The following is an 18,360-nucleotide window of genomic DNA, read 5'->3' as shown; positions in this document are numbered from 1 at the left end:
GTACCTGCCTTGAGCCAAGTGCCAACCCCCAGGCTGCGATCTAAATATTCGAGTGCGACAGTTCGTGCAAACGAAATGTGACATTTTCGTGGACTAGGCAACAAAGGAACATCGGGAGCGTGGGATAAGTCACACTCGCGATGTTCGCGGGCACGGAGCTCGCCGTTTAGATGGCTACGAGAGCTTCCCAAACGTGCTACTTCAAACTCGCGCCGAGGTCATGGCTGTCGTCGCCGGGTGTGAGCCGGCGGGTGTCGAAATCGAACGTGCTGGTCGTTGCTCCGCGGGCGGGGGAGTCTTTGGCGATTCGGTAATCGTCGTCGAGCATCGGGTCGGCTTCGATGACGTTGTCGCCCAGGGGCCAGCCGTCGTTGGACTTGGCGTTGTGGATCAGGTTGGTGTCGAAGTGCAACGCGCTGGACTGGTATCCGCCGAACGCGTTGATGCCGTCTTCGGCGAAAATGATGTTGTGAGCGACCGACACGTTGTTCGTCCGGCCGAACTCGATCTCGTGCTCGATGTTCTCGCGTTGGGCGTTGCGGTAGAGCGTGTTGTGGAGAACATCGATGTTGTCCGACTCGTACAGATTGATCCCCCGGCCGCCGTTGTTGTAGCAGAGGTTGTTCATGATCAGGATGCGGCCGTTGTAGGGAGCGGTCTGGTCGTCATCGAGGATCGAGCCCTGCGTGTTTTGCAGCGCGTCGATGATGATGCCGTTGCCGTCCGACATGGTGCCGAGCATCCAGAACTTCACGCGGTTGTTGTTGGAGTGGGAGATGTTGTTGCGAATCACGGTGCGGTAGACGTCTTGGCGATCATCGTGATTGGACGACTGCCAGACGGAGATGCCGCTGCCGCCCCACGGCGTGTAGTAAGCGTTGCGGTAGACGAGGTTGTTCTCGATGAGGACGTAGTCGACGCGTCCAGTGGCGATACCGCCGCCGGGCACGTCATGGACGGTGTTGCCGCGGATGATGATGTGATGGGGGAAGTCGTTCTTGTCTTCCTCGCTGGAACTGACGCGGATGCCGACGGTGAAGAAATGAGTCTGCGTATGGTCGTCGCCCTTGAATGCCTCGGCGTGTGCGGTGGCGGCTTCGGGGTCGATCTCGTCGGACCGGCCGCGGACCGTGAAGCCCTCGACCACGACATAGTCGGCGCCCTCGATGCGGATGCCGCGTAGGGCATCGGTGTCGATGATCGGCGTTTCGCCGGGGAAGTTGGCGAACTTCACCCAGTTCTCGGCCGTCCCGCCGCGTTTGATGCGGAGGGGGATTTCGTTGTCGATGTCTTCGTAAACGCCGCCACGAACGAGCACCGTGTCGCCCGGCTCCACCCGATCGGCCGCGGCTTGGAGCGTTCGCAGCGGGTTCGCCTCATCGCCGACCGCATCGTCATCCCCGTCGAGGCTGACGACGAACGTGTTGCCGGTGAGCCCGCGCTCGGCGATGTCGATCGGGAGGTCGTGGAGGTTTTCGCCAGCTCTGGCGGTCGAACCGCAGGCAGTGGCCGACAGAAGTGCAACAAACAGCAGCAACGAGAACGGTCGTGGAGTCATGGTCCGCGAATCGTAACCGATAACGGTTTGCCGACCAACCGCCTCAATGGTCTCGGGTAACGCTGGCTTGGCTCACGCTTTCGCCTCCCACGCACGCAGCCACGGCAAGCACGTGAATCAGGCTTGCTCCGGCGCGTGTTGCCGGGGCAGGTGGTGGTAAAGCGCGTAGAACACGAGCGCGACGGCAATGAGCATTTCCTTGTGCTCGTTGATCTGCTCGATAAACCCCCAATAGAAACTCCCGGCCGGATCATCCGGTCGAGGCCCTTCTTCGTAAAACATCCGATAGACGTTTTTCAGGAACCGCCAGCCGAAGGCGATGCCCATGGCGATGACCACGGGAATCGACGGCACGACAGGCGGGGCAAGGACGGCGGGGAGGTTCAATTTCCCGCGAAACGCCCAGAGTGCGGGCAAACCGAAGAAGATCCCGGCAAGGTAGAGGTTGCCCACCGACTTGATCGGCAACGGCGAGCTGTTGTGCAGGTTCAATGCGGGTGCGTCGCCTTTGGGTGCTTCGTCACCCCAGAGCCCATACGAGTCGCCCCAGTCGATCTCTTCCCCCGCGACGAAAAAGCCGGCCAGACAAAGCGACCCGACGATGCCAATGGTCAACCACTTCCCTCGGTCGTTCGACCGGAGCAATCGAAACGTCGGCGCCACCAACAGCAATCCTGCGAGGAGCAGGCACGCAAACGTGATGATCTCCACCACCTGCGTCTCACGCTGGCTGAACTCCAGCACGTACGTCAGGTAAAACCGCGGGTCGATCAGATAGGTTGTAACTAGCAGCGCCAAGAGTGCGACCGGCAAGGCCACCGTGACCCAGTCGAGAATGCGTTTCGTCATGTGAGCAACAGGTTAACGATGCCGCCAACGGTTTCGAGTCGCGGGGAGACGCTCGTCCTCATGTACACTGCGAAGCATGAGCACGAAGCCCGCGGTCATCGGTGTCTCGGAGATCGTCCTCAACGTCAACGACCTAGGCGTCATGCGCGACTTCTATCGGAACGTCGTCGGTTTCGAGCTGCACAGCGAGGTGTCGCTCGAAACGGAGGTCGCCGATCCGGACAGCGATCCGACGATCACGTTTCTCACGATCGCCGAGGCCGACACTCCGCTCGGCCGGGGCGGTCACCCGCAGTTGTTGGCGCTGATCGACTACCGGCGTCACGTCTGGGCGAAGGGTCACACCTCCGACGTCAATCCGCAAGGGTCGCCGCTGAATCACATGGCCTTCGAGATTTCGCCGGAGGATTACGATGCCCACCGCCAACGTCTTACCGGCCTCGGCATCCAGCTCACCTTCTCCGAGTTTCCGGCGGTGAACGCTCGTGCTATGTTCTTCGTGGACCCGGAAGGGAACAGGATCGAGTTCATCGCGCACAAGCCTCGAAGCGACTGAGCGATGCTTCCACACGATTCTCGGTCTGGTGAGGGTCGCGTTCCCGTCAGATTCCGTTCGTTAAATGGTAGGCACCGATGCTTAGAATACTCAGCCTATCCGGAGGGGGGCTTCGCGGGGCTTTCGCGATCGGCGTTTTGGCCGAGCTTGAGAAGCGATTGGATCGGCCGCTCACGGATTATTTCGACCTGATCGCCGGAACATCGACCGGGTCCATCACGGCGGCGGCACTCGCGTTTGGCAAAACGGCCAACGACATGCAGGGGTTCTACGAGAAGCACAGCAAAGCGATCTTCAAGCCGCGCGAATCATACCGTCCGCGGCACATCATCAGGGCCATCTATCCGGCACTGCGGCGATACATCAAACGCAGATCCGGAAGCAATCTGGATCACTTCTTCCAATCACGCTATTGCCCGTTCGCTCTGCGCGCGTCGATGGTCGATGGGTTCGGCGAAGCGACGATGCGCGACGTTGCTCGGTGCCGCCTGATTATCCCCGTGGTCAACTTGACGGATGGCGAAACTTACGTCATGCACACACCGCACCTGGGTCGGTCACGGCCCGAGTACGATTGGAAAGTCGCTGACATCATCGTCGCGTCGGCTGCCGCGCCGACGTACTTCCCTCATAAGAAAATGCCGGACGGGAAGTCATATGCGGACGGTGGCCTGTGGGCGATCGATCCCGGCGTGGTCGCACTTGCGGAAGCTGCCCGGATCATTGACCACGAAAGCCAGTGTTGCGGCCGATCCGACAAGCTCGGCGACGTCCACATGCTCTCGATCGGCACCGGGACATCGACGTACTCACTCGCGCCGCCCGGAGGCGATGCGGGCATGCTGTTCTGGGCCCGGCACATTGCCGAGGTCATGAGCATCTCACAAGTACAAGGCGCACAACTCCCGCTCAAGATCGTGCTTGGTGATCGCTATCGGCACATCGAGTTTCCCATCGAAGACCCATCGTGGCGGCTCGACAATATCGACATGATGGAAAAGCTCTTCGACCGCGGACGTACGACAGGCAAGAAGCTCTTCGATGAGCTGCAGCCTGAGTACTTTCAGGAAGCAAGGCCGCCGTACAAGTCTCTGGCGTAAGGCCCTCAATCGTCGAACGATTCGGGTTCGTGTGGCCACTTCCCGCTTTGTCCGAAGAAGCGGCAAGGGTTGTTGTAGAACACGTCGAGGCAGGCGGCTTCGTCGTGACCGCGGCGTTTGTATTCGAGGTAGGTGTCGGTCAGCTCTGAAGGTCGTGACGGGCCCCAGTCGCTGGCGCTGTTCACGCAGATCATGTCCGGGCCGTAGCGTTCGAGGATGTCGCAGCCGCGCTGTGGTGTGACCTTCGTGACCGGGTAGATCGTCAGCCCGGCCCAGAAACCGTTCTCGCGGGCGATCTCGATCGTGTGCTCCTCGCAGTGGTCGATCAGCACGCGCTCGGGGCGGATGCGCGGGTCGTTCTTGATGATGTCGCAGATGATCCGTGTGCCCTTGTGCTTGTCTTGAAGGTGGGGCGTGTGGATCAGGATCATCTGGTCGTGCTCGGCGGCGAGGTTGACCTGCTCCTCGAAGATCGTGATCTCGTTGCGGGTGTTCTTGTTGAGACCTATCTCGCCGACGCCGAGGACGCGGGGGTGATCCAGCAGCGGGGGGATGAGGCTGATGACTTCGCGGGAGAGCCCAACGTTCTCGGCCTCCTTGGCGTTGATGCACATCCAGCAATAGTGATCGATCCCGAACTGCGCCGCCCGCAGCGGCTCGACGTCGGTGAGGTGGCGGAAGTAGTCGGCGAACGACGAGGCCGTGGAACGGTCGTACCCCGCCCAGAACGCCGGCTCCGAGACTGCCACGACGCCGGCACGGGCCATGTACTGGTAGTCGTCGGTGGTGCGGCTGACGCAGTGGATGTGGGGGTCGATGAGCTTCACGCCAGCACCTCGCTCTTGTCGGAGAACGCCAGCTGCAAGGCCTTGGCCCGGTCAGGCGCGTCGGCGATCAGCAGTGCCGCCGCCTCGCGCAGTTGCTGGACCCGTGGATCGCTCTCGAGCAGTTCGTCGCCACCATCACCTCGTTGAATCCGATCAAAGTCGGCCGCGAGGATCAACAGCTTGTGCCGCATGTCGAGGAACTGGTGATCAAGCATGTTCGTGGCGGAGGTGGGGGGCGAGTCGAGCATGGTTACATCATCGGCGCCCTAAGCGAACGGGGCCACTTGCGACACGTTGAGCGTCGGCAGCGTAGACCGGTCCGAGTTCCAGACCCGTGTTCGTGAAATCTCGTGAACCGTGGGTGGCGTTGGTTGGCCAAACGGTGTTGATTGATCGCGGGTGAGGTACATCAGTTGGAGTAATGATTGGCTAGCAGCCTGCGGTCACCGTTTGAATTTTGACTCCGATCATATTTGACGTCCCAATGCTGGGAGGGCTAACATCCATATGCTCGGTGTTGCAAGCGGCCCCCACGACCAGTTCGACAACCTGACAGCGGTAACGAAAGCGGCTTTCGAGCCGTCGGCGTTGCCGCCACTTGCCTTGCGCAAGTGCGACCTGCCCGACATGCGGTTTTGACCACCGCAGGACGCTCGGTGACCGGTTCGTCAGCCTTGTTCGACATGCCGCGATCCGAGACGAGGGGGCGGCTTTTGCACCGAAGCGACATCCCGAGACGAGCCCATCGGGGCAGTGTCCGCCGAGAATATCGGTCCGGCCTGTCCCACCCGTCGAGCCGAACTTTCGCAGGGCTGGCCCGACGACATCCGGAACCTGCGCAGCGACCCACCATGCAGAACCCCAACGCGCCCGAGATTCGTAACTTCTCCAAGCGAGGCGATGCCCTCGACGTCCCGGACCTCATCAAGGTCCAGATCGACGCCTACAAGCGATTCCTGCAGGAGCACACCAACCCCACCGAACGCGACCCCCACGGCTTGGAAGGGTTGCTCAAGGAAGTGTTCCCGATCGTCAGCTACGACGAGAACCTCGTCCTGCACTACGTTTCCTACGCGCTGGCCGAGCCGCGGTACACGATTGATGAGTGCCGCGCCCTGCGGCTGACCTACGGCATGCCGTTCCGGGTGACCGTGCGTCTGGAGATCAAGAACGCCCCGGCCGAGCAGGACGGACTGATCGAGGACAGCATCTACCTCGGCGAAATCCCGATTATGATCGGCGGCGGTGAGTTCATCATCAACGGTGCCGAGCGCGTCATCGTCAACCAGTTGCACCGCTCACCCGGTATCGACTTTCTCATCGAGCAGCAGGAAGGTGACCGGCCGCTCCACGGCTTCCGTGTCATCCCCGAGCGCGGCTCCTGGGTCGAGTGCGGCGTGTCCAAGAAGGACAGCCTGCAGGTCCGCATCGACCAGTCGGCCAAGATCCCGGCCACGACGTTCATCCGCGCCCTCGACGAGAAATATGGCTCCTCCGAAGCCATCATCAACGAGTTCTACCAGGTCGAGCGGGTCAAAACGAAGAACCTCCAGCCGACCTACTACAGCGCCCAGACCATCGTCGACACCGAGACCGGCGAGGAGCTGATCAAGGCCGGTGCCCAGGTCGGTGACAACTTGGAAGCGATCCAGGCTTCCGAGCTGGGTGAGCTCGTCTGCGTGACCAAGGTCAACGACCCGCTGATCCTCAACACCCTGGCCGAGGACACCGCGACCAACCACGAAGAGGCGTTGATGAAGATCTACGCCCGGCTCCGTCCCGGCAACCCGCCGCAGCTGGACAAGGCCAAGACGCTCTTCACCGAGAAGTTCTTCGACGAGTCTCGCTACCGCCTGGGCCGGGTCGGCCGATTCCGCATCAACCGCAAGTTCGACCAGAACGTTCCCGAGTCGGAGATGGTGCTCCGCGTCGAGGATGTGGTGAACTCCGTCGCATACATGTTCAAACTCCGCTCCGGCGAGGGTTACACCGACGACATCGACCACCTGGGCAACCGCCGGCTGCGTCTGATCGACGAGCTGGCCACCGAGGAGATCCGCAAGGGCTTCCTCAAGCTCAAGCGGACCGTCCAGGAGCGCATGTCGCTCAAGGAACCCGCCGAGCTGCAGAAGGTCGCCGAGCTGGTCAACTCCAAGAGCATCTCCAGCGCGATCGACTTCTTCTTCGGCCGCGGCGAGCTTTCGCAGGTCGTCGACCAGACCAACCCGCTGTCGCAGCTGACCCACGAACGTCGTCTTTCGGCACTCGGCCCCGGCGGCTTGAACCGGAAACGCGCCGGCTTCGAAGTGCGCGACGTTCACATCTCGCACTACGGCCGAATCTGCCCGATCGAAACCCCCGAAGGCACCAACATCGGCCTCATCGCGTCGCTGTCGATCTACTCCGACATCGACGACTACGGCTTCCTCATCACCCCGTACCGCGTCGTCGAGGACGGCAAGGTCAACGGAAAGGTGCAGTACCTCCGCGCCGACGAGGAAATGAAGGCAGTTCTCGCTCCGCCAGACGTCGTGCCGGTCGGCGATGGGGCAATCCCCAAGGGTCTTCAGCTGGCCCGCGTCGAGGGTGACCTTTCGACCGTGCCGAGCAAGGACATCCAGTATGTCGACATCTCGCCGAAGCAGACCGTCTCGGTCTCGGCGGCGATGATCCCGTTCCTCGAGCACGACGACGCGAACCGCGCCCTGATGGGTTCGAACATGCAGCGTCAGGCCGTGCCGCTCATCCGGCTCGACCCGCCGCTGGTCTCGACCGGCATGGAGCGGCCCGTCGCGTACAACTCCGGCATGATCGTCAAGGCCAAGCGGGCCGGCACCGTCACCTACTGCGACGCCGACCGCATCCTGATCGACAACGCGGATGAGTACATCATGCGTAAGTTCCGCGGCCTCAACGCCCGGACCTGCCAGAACCAGAAGCCCGTCGTCCGCAAGGGCGAAAAGGTCAAGGAAGGCCAGATCATCGCCGACGGCGCGTCCGTCCACTTCGGTGAGCTGGCGCTTGGACGCAACCCGCTGGTCGCGTTCATGACCTTCGACGGCTACAACTTCGAGGACGCCATCGTCATCTCCGAACGCCTCGTCAAGGACGACGCGTTCACGTCGATCCACATCGACGAGTACGACGTCGAAATTCGCGAGACCAAGCTCGGCCGCGAGGAGTTCACGCGGGACATCCCCAACGTCTCCGAACGTGCCCTGGCCAACCTCGACGAGAACGGCATCGTCCGCATCGGCACCCGCGTCGGCCCTGGTGACATCCTCACCGGCAAGATCGCGCCCAAGTCGAAGAGCGAACTGACGCCGGAAGAAAAGCTCCTGCACGCCATCTTCGGCCGGGCCGGTGAGGACGTGAAGAACGACTCGCTGGAACTGCCCGCCGGCGAGGAAGGCGTGGTCATTGACGCTAAGCGGTTCAGCCGCCGGATGCACATGACCGAAGAGCAGAAGAAGCAGCTCAAGAAGGACATCGAGGCCTACGAGGCCGAGATGGACGCCAAAGCGATCGGCATTTTCCGCGAGATGATCGACGAGATCAACGAGCAGACCGGCCGCGAGATGGTCGACCCCAACACCCGGCAGAAGGTCGGTAAGTCGGAGTACGACGAAGTCATCATCGAGCAGATCGAGGAGTTCGACACCGACTGGATCAAGGGCGACGAAGCGGCCAAGAAGAAGGCGCTTCAAACCTACGGCCGCTACTGGCCGCGCGTCCAGGCCGTCGGCAAGGAGAAAGAACGCAAGACCGACCACATGAAGCGCGGCGACGAACTGCCGTCCGGCGTGCTCGAAATGGTCAAGGTCTACGTCGCCACCAAGCGGGCCCTGTCCGTCGGTGACAAGATGGCCGGCCGGCACGGTAACAAGGGTGTTATCGCCCGCATCGTGCCGGAAGAGGACATGCCATTCCTCGAGGACGGCACGCCGGTCGACATCATGCTCAACCCGCTCGGTGTGCCCAGCCGCATGAACGTCGGGCAGATCCTCGAGACGCACTTGGGTTACGCCATGAAGGTCCTCGGCCAGCAGGCGATCACCCCGGTGTTCGACGGTGCCACGGAAGAGGAAATCTTCCAGTGCGTCCAGCAGGCTAACGACCACTCCGCCCAGCGGATCAAGGAGCACGAGGCCGGCGAGAAGCACCTCGGAGATCGTGAGCTTGTCGCCCACATGCCGCTGACCGGCAAGGTGCAGTTGTACGACGGTCGCTCCGGCGAGCCGTTCGAGCAACGGACCACCGTCGGCTTCATGTACATGCTCAAGCTCCACCACCTCGTGGATGACAAGATCCACGCCCGCGCCACCGGCCCGTACTCCCTGATCACCCAGCAGCCACTCGGCGGCAAGGCCCGCACCGGCGGGCAGCGCTTCGGCGAGATGGAAGTCTGGGGTCTGGAGGCGTATGGCGCCGCCTACATCCTGCAGGAACTCCTGACGGTGAAGAGCGACGACGTGGACGGCCGGACCAAGATTTACGAGTCGATGGTCAAGGGCAACAACACACTCGAAGCCGGCACGCCGGTCAGCTTCGACGTGCTGATGAACGAGATCCGCGGCCTCGGCCTCAACATCGAACTCGAACGCGCCTACGGCGAGGTGCCGGTGGATGGGGATCTGTAGTAGGTGATGCCGCTGTTGGCTTACAGCCTCTGGTTCGGGGTGTGCGTTCTCAGCATCATCACCCTCCCGTTAGTCATCGCATTTGTGCTCTACCGACGGGAACGAAAGCAGAAACAAGTCCGCGGTTTTGAAGTGATTGAGAAACAACCCGCCGACCCGGACGCAACCACGTCCCCCGGCGACACTGAAAGAGAATGACCATGATCGACGGTGGCTACGCAAAAGTGAACGACGTCCAGGCGGTGAAGATCCTGCTGGCCTCCCCGAACGACATCCGTTCGTGGAGCTTCGGCGAGGTCAAGAAGCCTGAGACCATCAACTACCGCACCTACCGCGCTGAGAAGGACGGCCTGTTCTGCGAGCGCATCTTCGGCCCCGAGAAGGACTGGGAGTGCTCCTGCGGCAAGTACAAGGGCACCAAGTACAAGGGCATCATTTGTGACCGCTGCGGCGTGAAGGTGACCCACAGCCGGGTGCGGCGCAAGCGCATGGGCCACATCAACCTGGCCGCGCCGATCGTCCACATCTGGTTCTTCAAGGCGTTGCCCAGCCGACTCGGTGCGATCCTCGGTTGCAAGACCAGCGACATCGAGAAGATCATCTACTTCCAGGACTACGTCGTCACCGATCCCGGCGACACCCCGCTCAAGCGGCTACAGCTGCTGAGCGAGGAAGAATTCCGGCAGTACGACGACAAGTACCCCGGCGAGTTCGAGGCCGAGATGGGTGCCGAGGCGATCAAGAAGCTCCTCGCGTCCCAGGACATGGACGCCGAGGCCGCCAAGATCCGCCAGGAGATCACCGAGACCGGGTCCAAGCAGAAGCTCAAGGACCTGACCAAGCGGCTCAAGATGATCGAAGCCATCCGCGGCTCCGACAACAAGCCCGAGTGGATGATCATGGACGTCGTCCCGGTCATCCCGCCGGACCTGCGTCCGCTGGTGCTGCTGGAGTCTGGCAACTTCGCCACGTCCGACCTCAACGACCTTTACCGCCGGATCATCAACCGCAACAACCGTCTCAAGAAGTTGCAGGACCTCAACGCCCCCGAGGTCATCGTCCGCAACGAGAAGCGGATGCTGCAGCAGGCGGTCGATGCGCTCTTCGACAACGGCCGCTGCCGTCGTCCGGTGCTCGGCTCGTCCAACCGCCCGCTCAAGTCGCTGACTGACATGATCAAGGGCAAGCAGGGCCGTTTCCGCGAGAACCTGCTGGGCAAGCGCGTCGACTACTCGGCCCGCTCGGTTATCGTCGTCGGCCCCGAGCTCAAGCTGCACCAGTGCGGCCTGCCGAAGAAGATCGCGCTGGAGTTGTACCAGCCGTTCATCATTCGCCGACTAAAAGACCACGGCCTCGCTGACACCATCAAGTCCGCCAAGCGGATGCTCGAACGCCGCGACCCGGAAGTCTGGGACATCCTCGAGGAAGTCATCTACCAGCACCCGGTGCTGTTGAACCGCGCCCCGACCCTGCACCGCATGGGCATCCAGGCCTTCGAGCCGGTGCTGGTCGAGGGTAACGCGATCCGCATCCACCCGCTGGTTTGCAAGGGCTTCAACGCAGACTTTGACGGCGACCAGATGGCGGTTCACCTGCCGCTGAGCGTCGAGGCGCAGGCCGAGGCGCAGGTGCTGATGCTCAGCCCGCACAACATCTTCTCGCCCGCCAACGGCAGCCCGATCATCACGCCGTCGCAGGACATCGTGCTCGGCGTGTACTACATCACGTCCGAACGTGCCAACGACATCGGCGAGTTCAGCAAGTTCTCCTCGCCCAGCGAGGCGATCATGGCGTTCGAGACCGGCAAGATCGCGACCCACTCGCGCATCTTCGTCCGTCTGCCCGAGCGCACCGAAGTGATCAGTGAGTCCGGCGACGCGGGCAAGCCGATCGAGTCGGTCGCGTGGAACCACCACCAGGAACACGCCAAGCGTCTCGACGAAGGACACGAAGCCCAGCCGATGCCGCAGGGTTACGCCGGCAAGACGATCCTGACGACCGTCGGCCGCGTGCTGTTCAACGACATCCTCCCGCCGGAGATGCCGTACTACAACTACGAGCTGACCAGCAAGGGTGCCAGCCGCGTGATCGCCGACACCTACGCCCGCTTGGGCCGGCCAGCGACGATCGAGTTGCTCGACAACCTCAAGCGCGTCGGTTTCAAGCGTTCCACGCTTGCCGGCCTCTCGTTCGGCATCACCGACATCCGCAGCCCCGAGACCAAGCAGGCCATCCTCGACGAAGGCCAAAGCAAGGCCGACCGGGTCGAGAAGTCGTACAAGATGGGTGCGATCACCGACCAAGAGCGCTACGGCCAGCTCATCGAGATCTGGGGCCACTGTCGCCGCCGGGTCACCGACGACCTGATGGACGGCCTCAAGGCCGACTACCGCCTGCCCGATGGCACGCCCACCGCGCCCGACGACAAGGACGCGATGCAGTACCTCAACCCGATCGCGCTCATGTCGGTCTCCGGTGCCCGTGGCTCGGTCGACCAGATGCGCCAGCTCGGCGGCATGCGTGGTCTGATGGCCAAGCCGTCTGGCGAGATCATCGAGACGCCGATCAAGTCCAACTTCCGCGAAGGCCTGTCGGTGCTCGAGTACTTCTCGTCCACCCACGGTGCCCGCAAGGGTCTGGCCGACACCGCGCTCAAGACCGCCGACTCAGGCTACCTCACCCGAAAGCTTTGCGACGTTGCCCAGAACGTGGTCATCAACGGCCTCGACTGTGGCACCAGCCGCGGTGTGACCAAGAACGCCGTCTACAAGGGCGAGACCGTCGAGGTCGAACTCGGCGAGCTCATCCTCGGCCGCATCGCCCGTGACCGGGTCGCCAACCCGATCACCGACGAGGTCATCGTCGAGGAAAACCAGATCATCACCAACGAGGTCGTCGCCAAGCTCAAGGAGTTCGGCATTGAGACGCTGCGCATCCGCAGCCCGCTGACCTGTGAGAACGCCTACGGCGTCTGCGCACGCTGTTACGGCGTGGACCTCTCCTCGGGCCAGCTCGTCGAGGAAGGTCTGGCCGCTGGTATCATCGCCGCTCAGTCGATCGGCGAGCCGGGCACGCAGCTGACGATGCGGACCTTCCACACCGGCGGTGTGGCGGCCGAGTCGATCCTGCAGAACGACATCAAAGCCGGCATGGCAGGCGTCGTGAAGTACGGCGACATCAACGCCGTCGAAGCCCCCGATACCGAGGGGAACAAACGTACCGTCACCCTCAAGCGTAACGGCGACCTCATGCTCGTTGATGCCAAGGGGCGTGAGCTCGAACGTCACAAGGTTCCGTACGGTGCGACGATCGCCGCGAAGGACGGGGCCAAGGTCAAGGCCGGCGAAACCATCGTCGAGTTCGACCCGCGCTCCAACCTCATCCTCGCCGAGAAGGATGGCACCATCCAGTTCGAGGACATCGAGGAGGGCGAAACCGTCCGCTTCGACACCGACCGCAAGGGTGGCCAGACTGAGTCCAAGCTCGTCGTCATCGAGCACAAGGGCGAACGGAACCCGCGCGTCATCATCGCCGATGCCGACGGCAAGATTCTCGACTTCCACTACCTCCCGGCCAAGGCCCGCATCGAGGTCACCGAAGGCGACAAGATCGTTGCCGGCACCATCCTCGCCCGCCAGCCCCGCGAGGCGGCGAAGACGATGGACATCACCGGCGGTCTGCCGCGCGTGACCGAGCTGTTCGAGGCCCGCAAGCCGAAAGACCCAGCCGTCCTCGCCGAAATCTCCGGTGAAATCGAGATCCAGCAGGACCGCCGCAAGGGCAAGGTCACCATCGTCGTCAAGAACGAGACGGGGATGGAAAAGGACCACCACGTCCCGCAGGACAAGGAGCTCTCGGTCCACACCGGCGACTACGTCGAGGCCGGCGACCCGCTCATCCGCGGCCCCGTCATCCCGCACGACATTCTCCGCATCAAGGGCGAGGAGGAACTGCACAAGTACCTGCTCACCGAGATTCAGAACGTGTACCGGTCGCAGGGTGTGAAGGTCAACGAGAAGCACATCGAGGTCATCGCGGCCCAGATGCTGCGGAAGGTCAAGATCGACGAGCCGGGCGACTCCGGCTTCCTGCCCGGCGAGGTCATCGAGCGTCACAAGTTCCTCGAACGCAACGCCGAGTTGGCCAAGTCCGTTCGCATCAGCGAGACCGGCGAGACCGACCTGCTCGAAGGCCAGCTCATCACGAAGGATGAGTTCAAGGACGCCAACGAGCAGGCCGAGGCCGACGGCAAAGAGCCGGCCAAGTCCAAGAAGCCGCGTCCGGCCCGTGCCAAGACGCTGCTGCTGGGCATCACCAAAGCCAGCCTCTCCAGCGAGTCGTTCATCTCCGCCGCCAGCTTCCAGGAGACCACCAAGGTCCTCACCGAAGCCGCCATGGCCGGCATGTCCGACACGCTCCAGGGCCTCAAGGAAAACGTCATCCTCGGCCACCTCATCCCGGCCGGTACGGCGTACAAGGACTTCACCAACATGACGATCATCCACAACACGGACGACGTCGAAGGCGAAGCCGACTACCTCGAAGACCGGGGCGGCGTCTCCACCGAAGTCGAGCCGCGCATCACCGCCGACGCACCGGCCCCGACCGAGACCTCGGCGTAAGCCGAGTCCGACTCGAAAAAGCGAAAGCCCACGGCACCTGCCGTGGGTTTTTGCTTGGCCGACTTGAACATGCACCGACCTTGCCCGTAGGAATGCTGGCACGAACCCCGGCATGTCGCCGATGCGTTCGCGGAAGGAACTGACCGACCCCCATGGCAGACAACGGCCGTAAAAACCTCGTGATCGTCGAATCGCCGGCCAAGGCGAAGACGATCAACAAATACCTCGGCGATGACTTCGTCGTCCGCGCCTCCATGGGACACGTGCGCGACCTGCCATCTTCGGGGATGGGCGTGGACCTGGAGACGTTCGAGCCGGAGTACGAGGTGCTCAGCAGCCGCGGCAAGGTGATGAGCGAGCTGCGCAAGCTCGCCAAGAACGCCGACACCGTCTACCTCGCAACCGACCTCGACCGCGAAGGGGAGGCGATCGCCTGGCACCTGAAAGAGGCGCTGAAGTTAAAGGACGAACGCATCCAGCGCGTCATCTTCAACGCCATCACCAAGGCCGACATCGAGAAGGCGTTCGCCAACCCCGGCGAGCTCGACATGAACCGCGTCAACGCCCAGCAAGCCCGCCGGCTGCTGGACCGCGTCGTCGGTTACGAAATCAGCCCGGTGCTGTGGCGAAAGGTCGCCCGCGGCCTCTCGGCGGGTCGTGTGCAGTCCGTCGCCGTTCGCCTCGTCGTCGAACGTGAACGCGAGATCGAGGCGTTCATTCCGGACGAGTACTGGAAGATCGGCGCGGTCTTCTCGCCCAAGGACAACGCGGCTTTGCGTGACGCCTACGCGACGTGGTGGGACAAGGCCGCCGAGGCGAACGAGAAGGGCGACGCTCCGACGCAAGCAGCGCAGCGCGAGTGGCTCGCCGACAACGACAGCTTCGCCGCCGACATGATCGAGTGGAAGGGCGAGAAGTTCGAGCCGACCGACGCCGGCGCGACCCGCGAAGTCGCCGAAGCGCTCGGCTTCGTCGTCGACCAGGTTAAGGTCGTCGACAACGAAGGCGGCAAGGGCCCGCAGGCGAAACTCACCACGCTCATCGGCAAGATCGGCACGCCCGCCGACTTCCGGATCCGCGACATCCAGAAGAAACGCACGTCGTCGCGCCCATCCGCACCGTTCATCACGTCGACGCTGCAGCAGGGTGCGAGCAGTCGTCTGAGCTTCGGCGCGAGCCGGACGATGCGCGTGGCGCAGACGCTCTACGAAGCCGGCCACATCACCTACATGCGGACCGACTCGACGAACCTTTCGCCCGCCGCCGTCGGCATGGCGCGTGACTTCGTCGGCAAGGCCTTCGGCGACAACTACCTGCCCGACAAGCCCAACAGCTACGCGAGCCGCAACAAGTCCGCCCAAGAAGCGCACGAAGCCATCCGCGTCACCGACGTGAACTTCACGCCGGACATGGCCGACAAGAAACTCGCCGTCGATGATGCGAAACTCTACCGCCTGATCTGGAACCGCTTCGTCGCGTGCCAGATGGTGCCGGCCCAGTTCGACAACACGACCGTGCATATCGAGGCGAAGACCGACGCCGGCGATGCCGTCTTCCGCACGTCCGGCCGCAAACTCGTCTTCGACGGCTTCATGCGTGTCACCGGCGTGAGCAGCGACGACCAACTGCTTCCCGAGCTCGCCGAACAACAGCAGGTCCACCCCGTCGACCTGCGTCCGAGCCAGCACTTCACCTCACCGCCGCCACGCTACAACGAAGCATCGTTGGTCAAGGAACTCGAAGCTCGCGGCATCGGTCGGCCTTCCACCTACGCGTCGATCATCGACGTCATCCAGAAGCGCGAGTACGTCCTCCAGGAAGGTCGCCGTTTCTTCGCGACACTGCTCGGCAAGGTCGTGACCGACAAACTGATGCAGGCGTTCCCCGAGATCATGGACATCGGCTTCACCGCCGACATGGAGAACAAGCTCGACCGCATCGAGGACGAAGCCACCGACTGGATCAAGCTGCTCAAGGACTTCTACGGCCCGTTCCACGAGAGCGTCGACGGGGCGCTGGAGATACTCGACCACGCCGGCGGGATGGAGTCGCCGTACGTTGACGAGGAGACCGGCGCGAAGCTCGTGTACCGCATTGGTAAGAACGGCTTCTTCCTCGCCGCCGAGGACCGCGAGCTCAACATCACCAAGCCCGTCGACCCGTTCGGCAAGCCGACGATCCGCGAGGCGAGCGGCTTCGACTGCCCCGTTTGCGGACGCGAGATGATCCGACGCAAGGGCCGCTTCGGCGAGTTCCTCGGCTGCTCCGGCTACTCCGAGAAAAACGAAGCCGGCGAGCCCGACTGCACGCTCATCGTCCCGATCAACAAGAAGACCGGCGAACCCGACCCGCCGAAGGTCGAGCCGATCACCACCAAGATCGCCTGCGAGAAGTGCCAGAGCGACATGCTCCTGCGCGACAGCAAGCGTGGCCCCTTCCTCGGCTGCAGCACCTTCCCCAAGTGCCGCTCGACCAAGATGGTCAAGAAGCTCGAGGAAGAACAGATCAAGTACATCGAGTCGCTGCTGCCGGAGTTGAAGGACCGCGTCGAGAAGAGCCACGAGCTCGCGGCCAAGCTCACGGACAAGCCGGCCGACAGCTTTGGTCGCTTGCCGAGCCTCGTGATCCCGCGCGAAGAAAAGAAGCCGGCCAAGAAGAAGACCGCCAAAAAAGCGACGAAGAAAACCGCCAAAAAGGCGGCGAAGAAAACGTCTTGATAGCCCTGCCGCCACGAGGCGACGGCGAAGGTCGATGTCTTCCAAATGTCCCGTAGCGTAGCGGCGGGGCTAACATCACTTTGATGTCGAACAATCCCGACAAGGGCCCTCACAAAATCAGCGGCAAGCTCGTGCTGGTGTTGCTGCTGGCGACCGCGATCGCGATGACCGTGCTCACGGCCGTCCTCGTCGGCGACGACTTCGACCCGACCGCCAAGCCGATCGACAGCGCGATCAGCGAGCGTGATCTGGTGGTGGAATGAACGAGATTCCGACGGTTGAGTACGACAGACTCGATCGTGGCAAGCCAGGCTCGGATTCAGCCATCGCGCTTGCCGTTTCGATTGCGTTGACGGTCGTTCAGTTGGTCGTCGGATTGACGCCGATTCTTTGGAGCGTTCTCGGCGTGAGCAACATTCCTTGCTGCGGGCTGTGTGTCGTTGTTCTCTTGAAGTACGTTGCGGTCGTGTACGCCATTGCTGATGCCGGCTACGAAGGGCGGCCAGTCGTTTCGTTGTTGTCGAAGTTGACGCTGCTCGCCATTGTTGTGCTTGATGGCGGGCTTTGGATTTACATCCGTGCATAGGGGCGAAGCCTTGCGGAAGGCCCCCATCGGCCAACCGGCCCGGGCGGCTACCATCGCCGCATGCTCGACGTCTCGCTCCACTTCCTCGGCACCGGCACCTCCGCCGGCGTGCCGATGATCGGCTGCGACTGCGTCACCTGCACCTCCGACGATCCACGCGACAAACGCATGCGCTGCAGCGTCGTGATCAGTTACGGGAACACCAGCGTCCTTGTCGACACCACGCCCGAACTACGCCTGCAGGCGATCGACAACGGCGTGAAGCGGATCGACGCCGTCGTATACACCCACGCCCACGCTGACCACATCATGGGCCTCGACGAGCTGCGTCGGTTCAACTCGATCAAGGGCGGCCCGCTCGACGTACACGTCGATCGCGAGCATTTCGAGGTGATCAACTCCTGCTTTGCCTACGCCTTCCGTGAACCGGACCCGAACGCGGGGGTCTACCGCCCGTATCTCATCCCGAACTTCATCGACGGCGATTTCGATATCGACGGCGTCACCTGGCGGCCGATCCCGCTGCTGCACGGCTCCATGCCGATCCTCGGCTTCCGCGTGGGCAACCTCGCCTACTGCACCGACGTCAGCGAAATCCCGCCGCACTCCTGGGCGAAGCTGCGCGGCCTCGACGTGCTCGTGCTCGACGCACTGCAATGGCGCAAGCACCCGACGCACTTCAACATCGAGGAAGCACTCGAAGTCGTGCAGCGCCTCCAGCCACGCCGCACGCTCTTCACGCACCTCGCCCACGGCGTCCTGTACGAACGCGACCAACCGAAGCTGCCGCCGGGCGTGGAGTTCGCGGTCGACGGGCAGCGGGTGGTTTCGCGGTCGTAGCCCCGGGGGCCGGCCCCCCCGGGTGCCCGGACCCCCGGGGCCGGCCCCCCGGGCCCGGGGTGGGG

At 62.8% G+C, this 18,360-nt stretch carries 13 protein-coding genes; 9 read left to right on the top strand and 4 right to left on the bottom strand.

Features of this window, described 5'->3' with window-relative positions; all coding sequences use genetic code 11:
* Positions 1-196: 196 nt before the first annotated feature.
* On the bottom strand, positions 197-1,558 hold the full coding sequence (locus AAGD32_13130) for a right-handed parallel beta-helix repeat-containing protein (protein ID MEM8875186.1): 1,362 nt from the start codon (positions 1,556-1,558) through the stop codon (positions 197-199).
* A gap of 117 nt (positions 1,559-1,675) precedes the next feature.
* Positions 1,676-2,407: a hypothetical protein gene (locus tag AAGD32_13125; protein MEM8875185.1), complete on the bottom strand. Its 732-nt coding sequence runs from the start codon at positions 2,405-2,407 to the stop codon at positions 1,676-1,678.
* A 76-nt stretch (positions 2,408-2,483) separates the two neighbouring features.
* Here AAGD32_13125 and AAGD32_13120 point away from each other — a divergent pair, with 76 nt between their 5' ends.
* The gene (locus AAGD32_13120) at positions 2,484-2,963 is read left to right on the top strand and encodes a VOC family protein (GenBank protein MEM8875184.1); all 480 of its coding nucleotides are present in this window, start codon (positions 2,484-2,486) and stop codon (positions 2,961-2,963) included.
* Between the two features lie 77 nt (positions 2,964-3,040).
* Positions 3,041-4,063 carry a CBASS cGAMP-activated phospholipase gene (locus AAGD32_13115; GenBank protein MEM8875183.1) on the top strand — a complete coding sequence of 341 codons (1,023 nt, stop codon included), beginning with the start codon at positions 3,041-3,043 and terminating at the stop codon, positions 4,061-4,063.
* Positions 4,064-4,068: 5 nt separating this feature from the next.
* On the opposite strand, the gene AAGD32_13110 is transcribed toward AAGD32_13115, so the two are convergent.
* Together AAGD32_13110 and AAGD32_13105 are read right to left on the bottom strand one after the other, a co-directional pair.
* The gene (locus AAGD32_13110) at positions 4,069-4,890 is read right to left on the bottom strand and encodes a TatD family hydrolase (protein ID MEM8875182.1); all 822 of its coding nucleotides are present in this window, start codon (positions 4,888-4,890) and stop codon (positions 4,069-4,071) included.
* Positions 4,887-5,138, bottom strand: a complete 252-nt coding sequence (locus AAGD32_13105) for a hypothetical protein (protein ID MEM8875181.1) — start codon at positions 5,136-5,138, stop codon at positions 4,887-4,889. Before AAGD32_13105 ends, AAGD32_13110 begins: the two co-directional genes overlap by 4 nt.
* Before the next feature lie 259 nt (positions 5,139-5,397).
* Between AAGD32_13105 and AAGD32_13100 the strand changes: the two genes are divergently transcribed.
* The 7 genes from AAGD32_13100 (at position 5,398) to AAGD32_13070 (ending at position 18,295) form a co-directional block, all read left to right on the top strand.
* Positions 5,398-5,529, top strand: a complete 132-nt coding sequence (locus AAGD32_13100) for a hypothetical protein (protein ID MEM8875180.1) — start codon at positions 5,398-5,400, stop codon at positions 5,527-5,529.
* Between the two features lie 212 nt (positions 5,530-5,741).
* Positions 5,742-9,530: a DNA-directed RNA polymerase subunit beta gene (rpoB, locus tag AAGD32_13095; protein MEM8875179.1), complete on the top strand. Its 3,789-nt coding sequence runs from the start codon at positions 5,742-5,744 to the stop codon at positions 9,528-9,530.
* A 194-nt stretch (positions 9,531-9,724) separates the two neighbouring features.
* Positions 9,725-14,152, top strand: a complete 4,428-nt coding sequence (locus AAGD32_13090; protein ID MEM8875178.1) for a DNA-directed RNA polymerase subunit beta' — start codon at positions 9,725-9,727, stop codon at positions 14,150-14,152.
* A gap of 152 nt (positions 14,153-14,304) precedes the next feature.
* Positions 14,305-16,869, top strand: coding sequence for a type I DNA topoisomerase (gene topA / locus AAGD32_13085; protein ID MEM8875177.1), 2,565 nt, complete (start codon positions 14,305-14,307; stop codon positions 16,867-16,869).
* 83 nt (positions 16,870-16,952) lie between these two features.
* Positions 16,953-17,132: a hypothetical protein gene (locus AAGD32_13080; protein MEM8875176.1), complete on the top strand. Its 180-nt coding sequence runs from the start codon at positions 16,953-16,955 to the stop codon at positions 17,130-17,132.
* Positions 17,129-17,455: a hypothetical protein gene (locus AAGD32_13075; protein ID MEM8875175.1), complete on the top strand. Its 327-nt coding sequence runs from the start codon at positions 17,129-17,131 to the stop codon at positions 17,453-17,455. The genes AAGD32_13080 and AAGD32_13075 overlap by 4 nt, the downstream gene beginning before the upstream one ends.
* Positions 17,456-17,515: 60 nt before the next feature.
* Complete coding sequence (locus tag AAGD32_13070) at positions 17,516-18,295, top strand: MBL fold metallo-hydrolase (GenBank protein ID MEM8875174.1); 780 nt, start codon at positions 17,516-17,518, stop codon at positions 18,293-18,295.
* Positions 18,296-18,360 lie beyond the last annotated feature (65 nt).

The organism is Planctomycetota bacterium, assembly GCA_039182125.1.
Classification (GTDB): Bacteria; Planctomycetota; Phycisphaerae; order Tepidisphaerales; family Tepidisphaeraceae; genus JBCDCH01.
This window is presented reverse-complemented; position numbering and strand designations above follow the sequence as displayed.

Excerpts from the sequence above, each read along its gene's own strand:
- AAGD32_13075 (MEM8875175.1), top strand. The coding sequence starts at position 17,129 with ATGAACGAGATTCCGACGGTTGAGTACGACAGACTCGATCGTGGCAAG.
- AAGD32_13105 (MEM8875181.1), bottom strand. The coding sequence starts at position 5,138 with ATGCTCGACTCGCCCCCCACCTCCGCCACGAACATGCTTGATCACCAG.
- AAGD32_13120 (MEM8875184.1), top strand. The coding sequence starts at position 2,484 with ATGAGCACGAAGCCCGCGGTCATCGGTGTCTCGGAGATCGTCCTCAAC.
- AAGD32_13090 (MEM8875178.1), top strand. The coding sequence starts at position 9,725 with ATGACCATGATCGACGGTGGCTACGCAAAAGTGAACGACGTCCAGGCG.
- AAGD32_13080 (MEM8875176.1), top strand. The coding sequence starts at position 16,953 with ATGTCGAACAATCCCGACAAGGGCCCTCACAAAATCAGCGGCAAGCTC.
- AAGD32_13070 (MEM8875174.1), top strand. The coding sequence starts at position 17,516 with ATGCTCGACGTCTCGCTCCACTTCCTCGGCACCGGCACCTCCGCCGGC.
- AAGD32_13125 (MEM8875185.1), bottom strand. The coding sequence starts at position 2,407 with ATGACGAAACGCATTCTCGACTGGGTCACGGTGGCCTTGCCGGTCGCA.
- AAGD32_13100 (MEM8875180.1), top strand. The coding sequence starts at position 5,398 with ATGCTCGGTGTTGCAAGCGGCCCCCACGACCAGTTCGACAACCTGACA.
- topA (MEM8875177.1), top strand. The coding sequence starts at position 14,305 with ATGGCAGACAACGGCCGTAAAAACCTCGTGATCGTCGAATCGCCGGCC.
- AAGD32_13130 (MEM8875186.1), bottom strand. The coding sequence starts at position 1,558 with ATGACTCCACGACCGTTCTCGTTGCTGCTGTTTGTTGCACTTCTGTCG.
- AAGD32_13115 (MEM8875183.1), top strand. The coding sequence starts at position 3,041 with ATGCTTAGAATACTCAGCCTATCCGGAGGGGGGCTTCGCGGGGCTTTC.
- rpoB (MEM8875179.1), top strand. The coding sequence starts at position 5,742 with ATGCAGAACCCCAACGCGCCCGAGATTCGTAACTTCTCCAAGCGAGGC.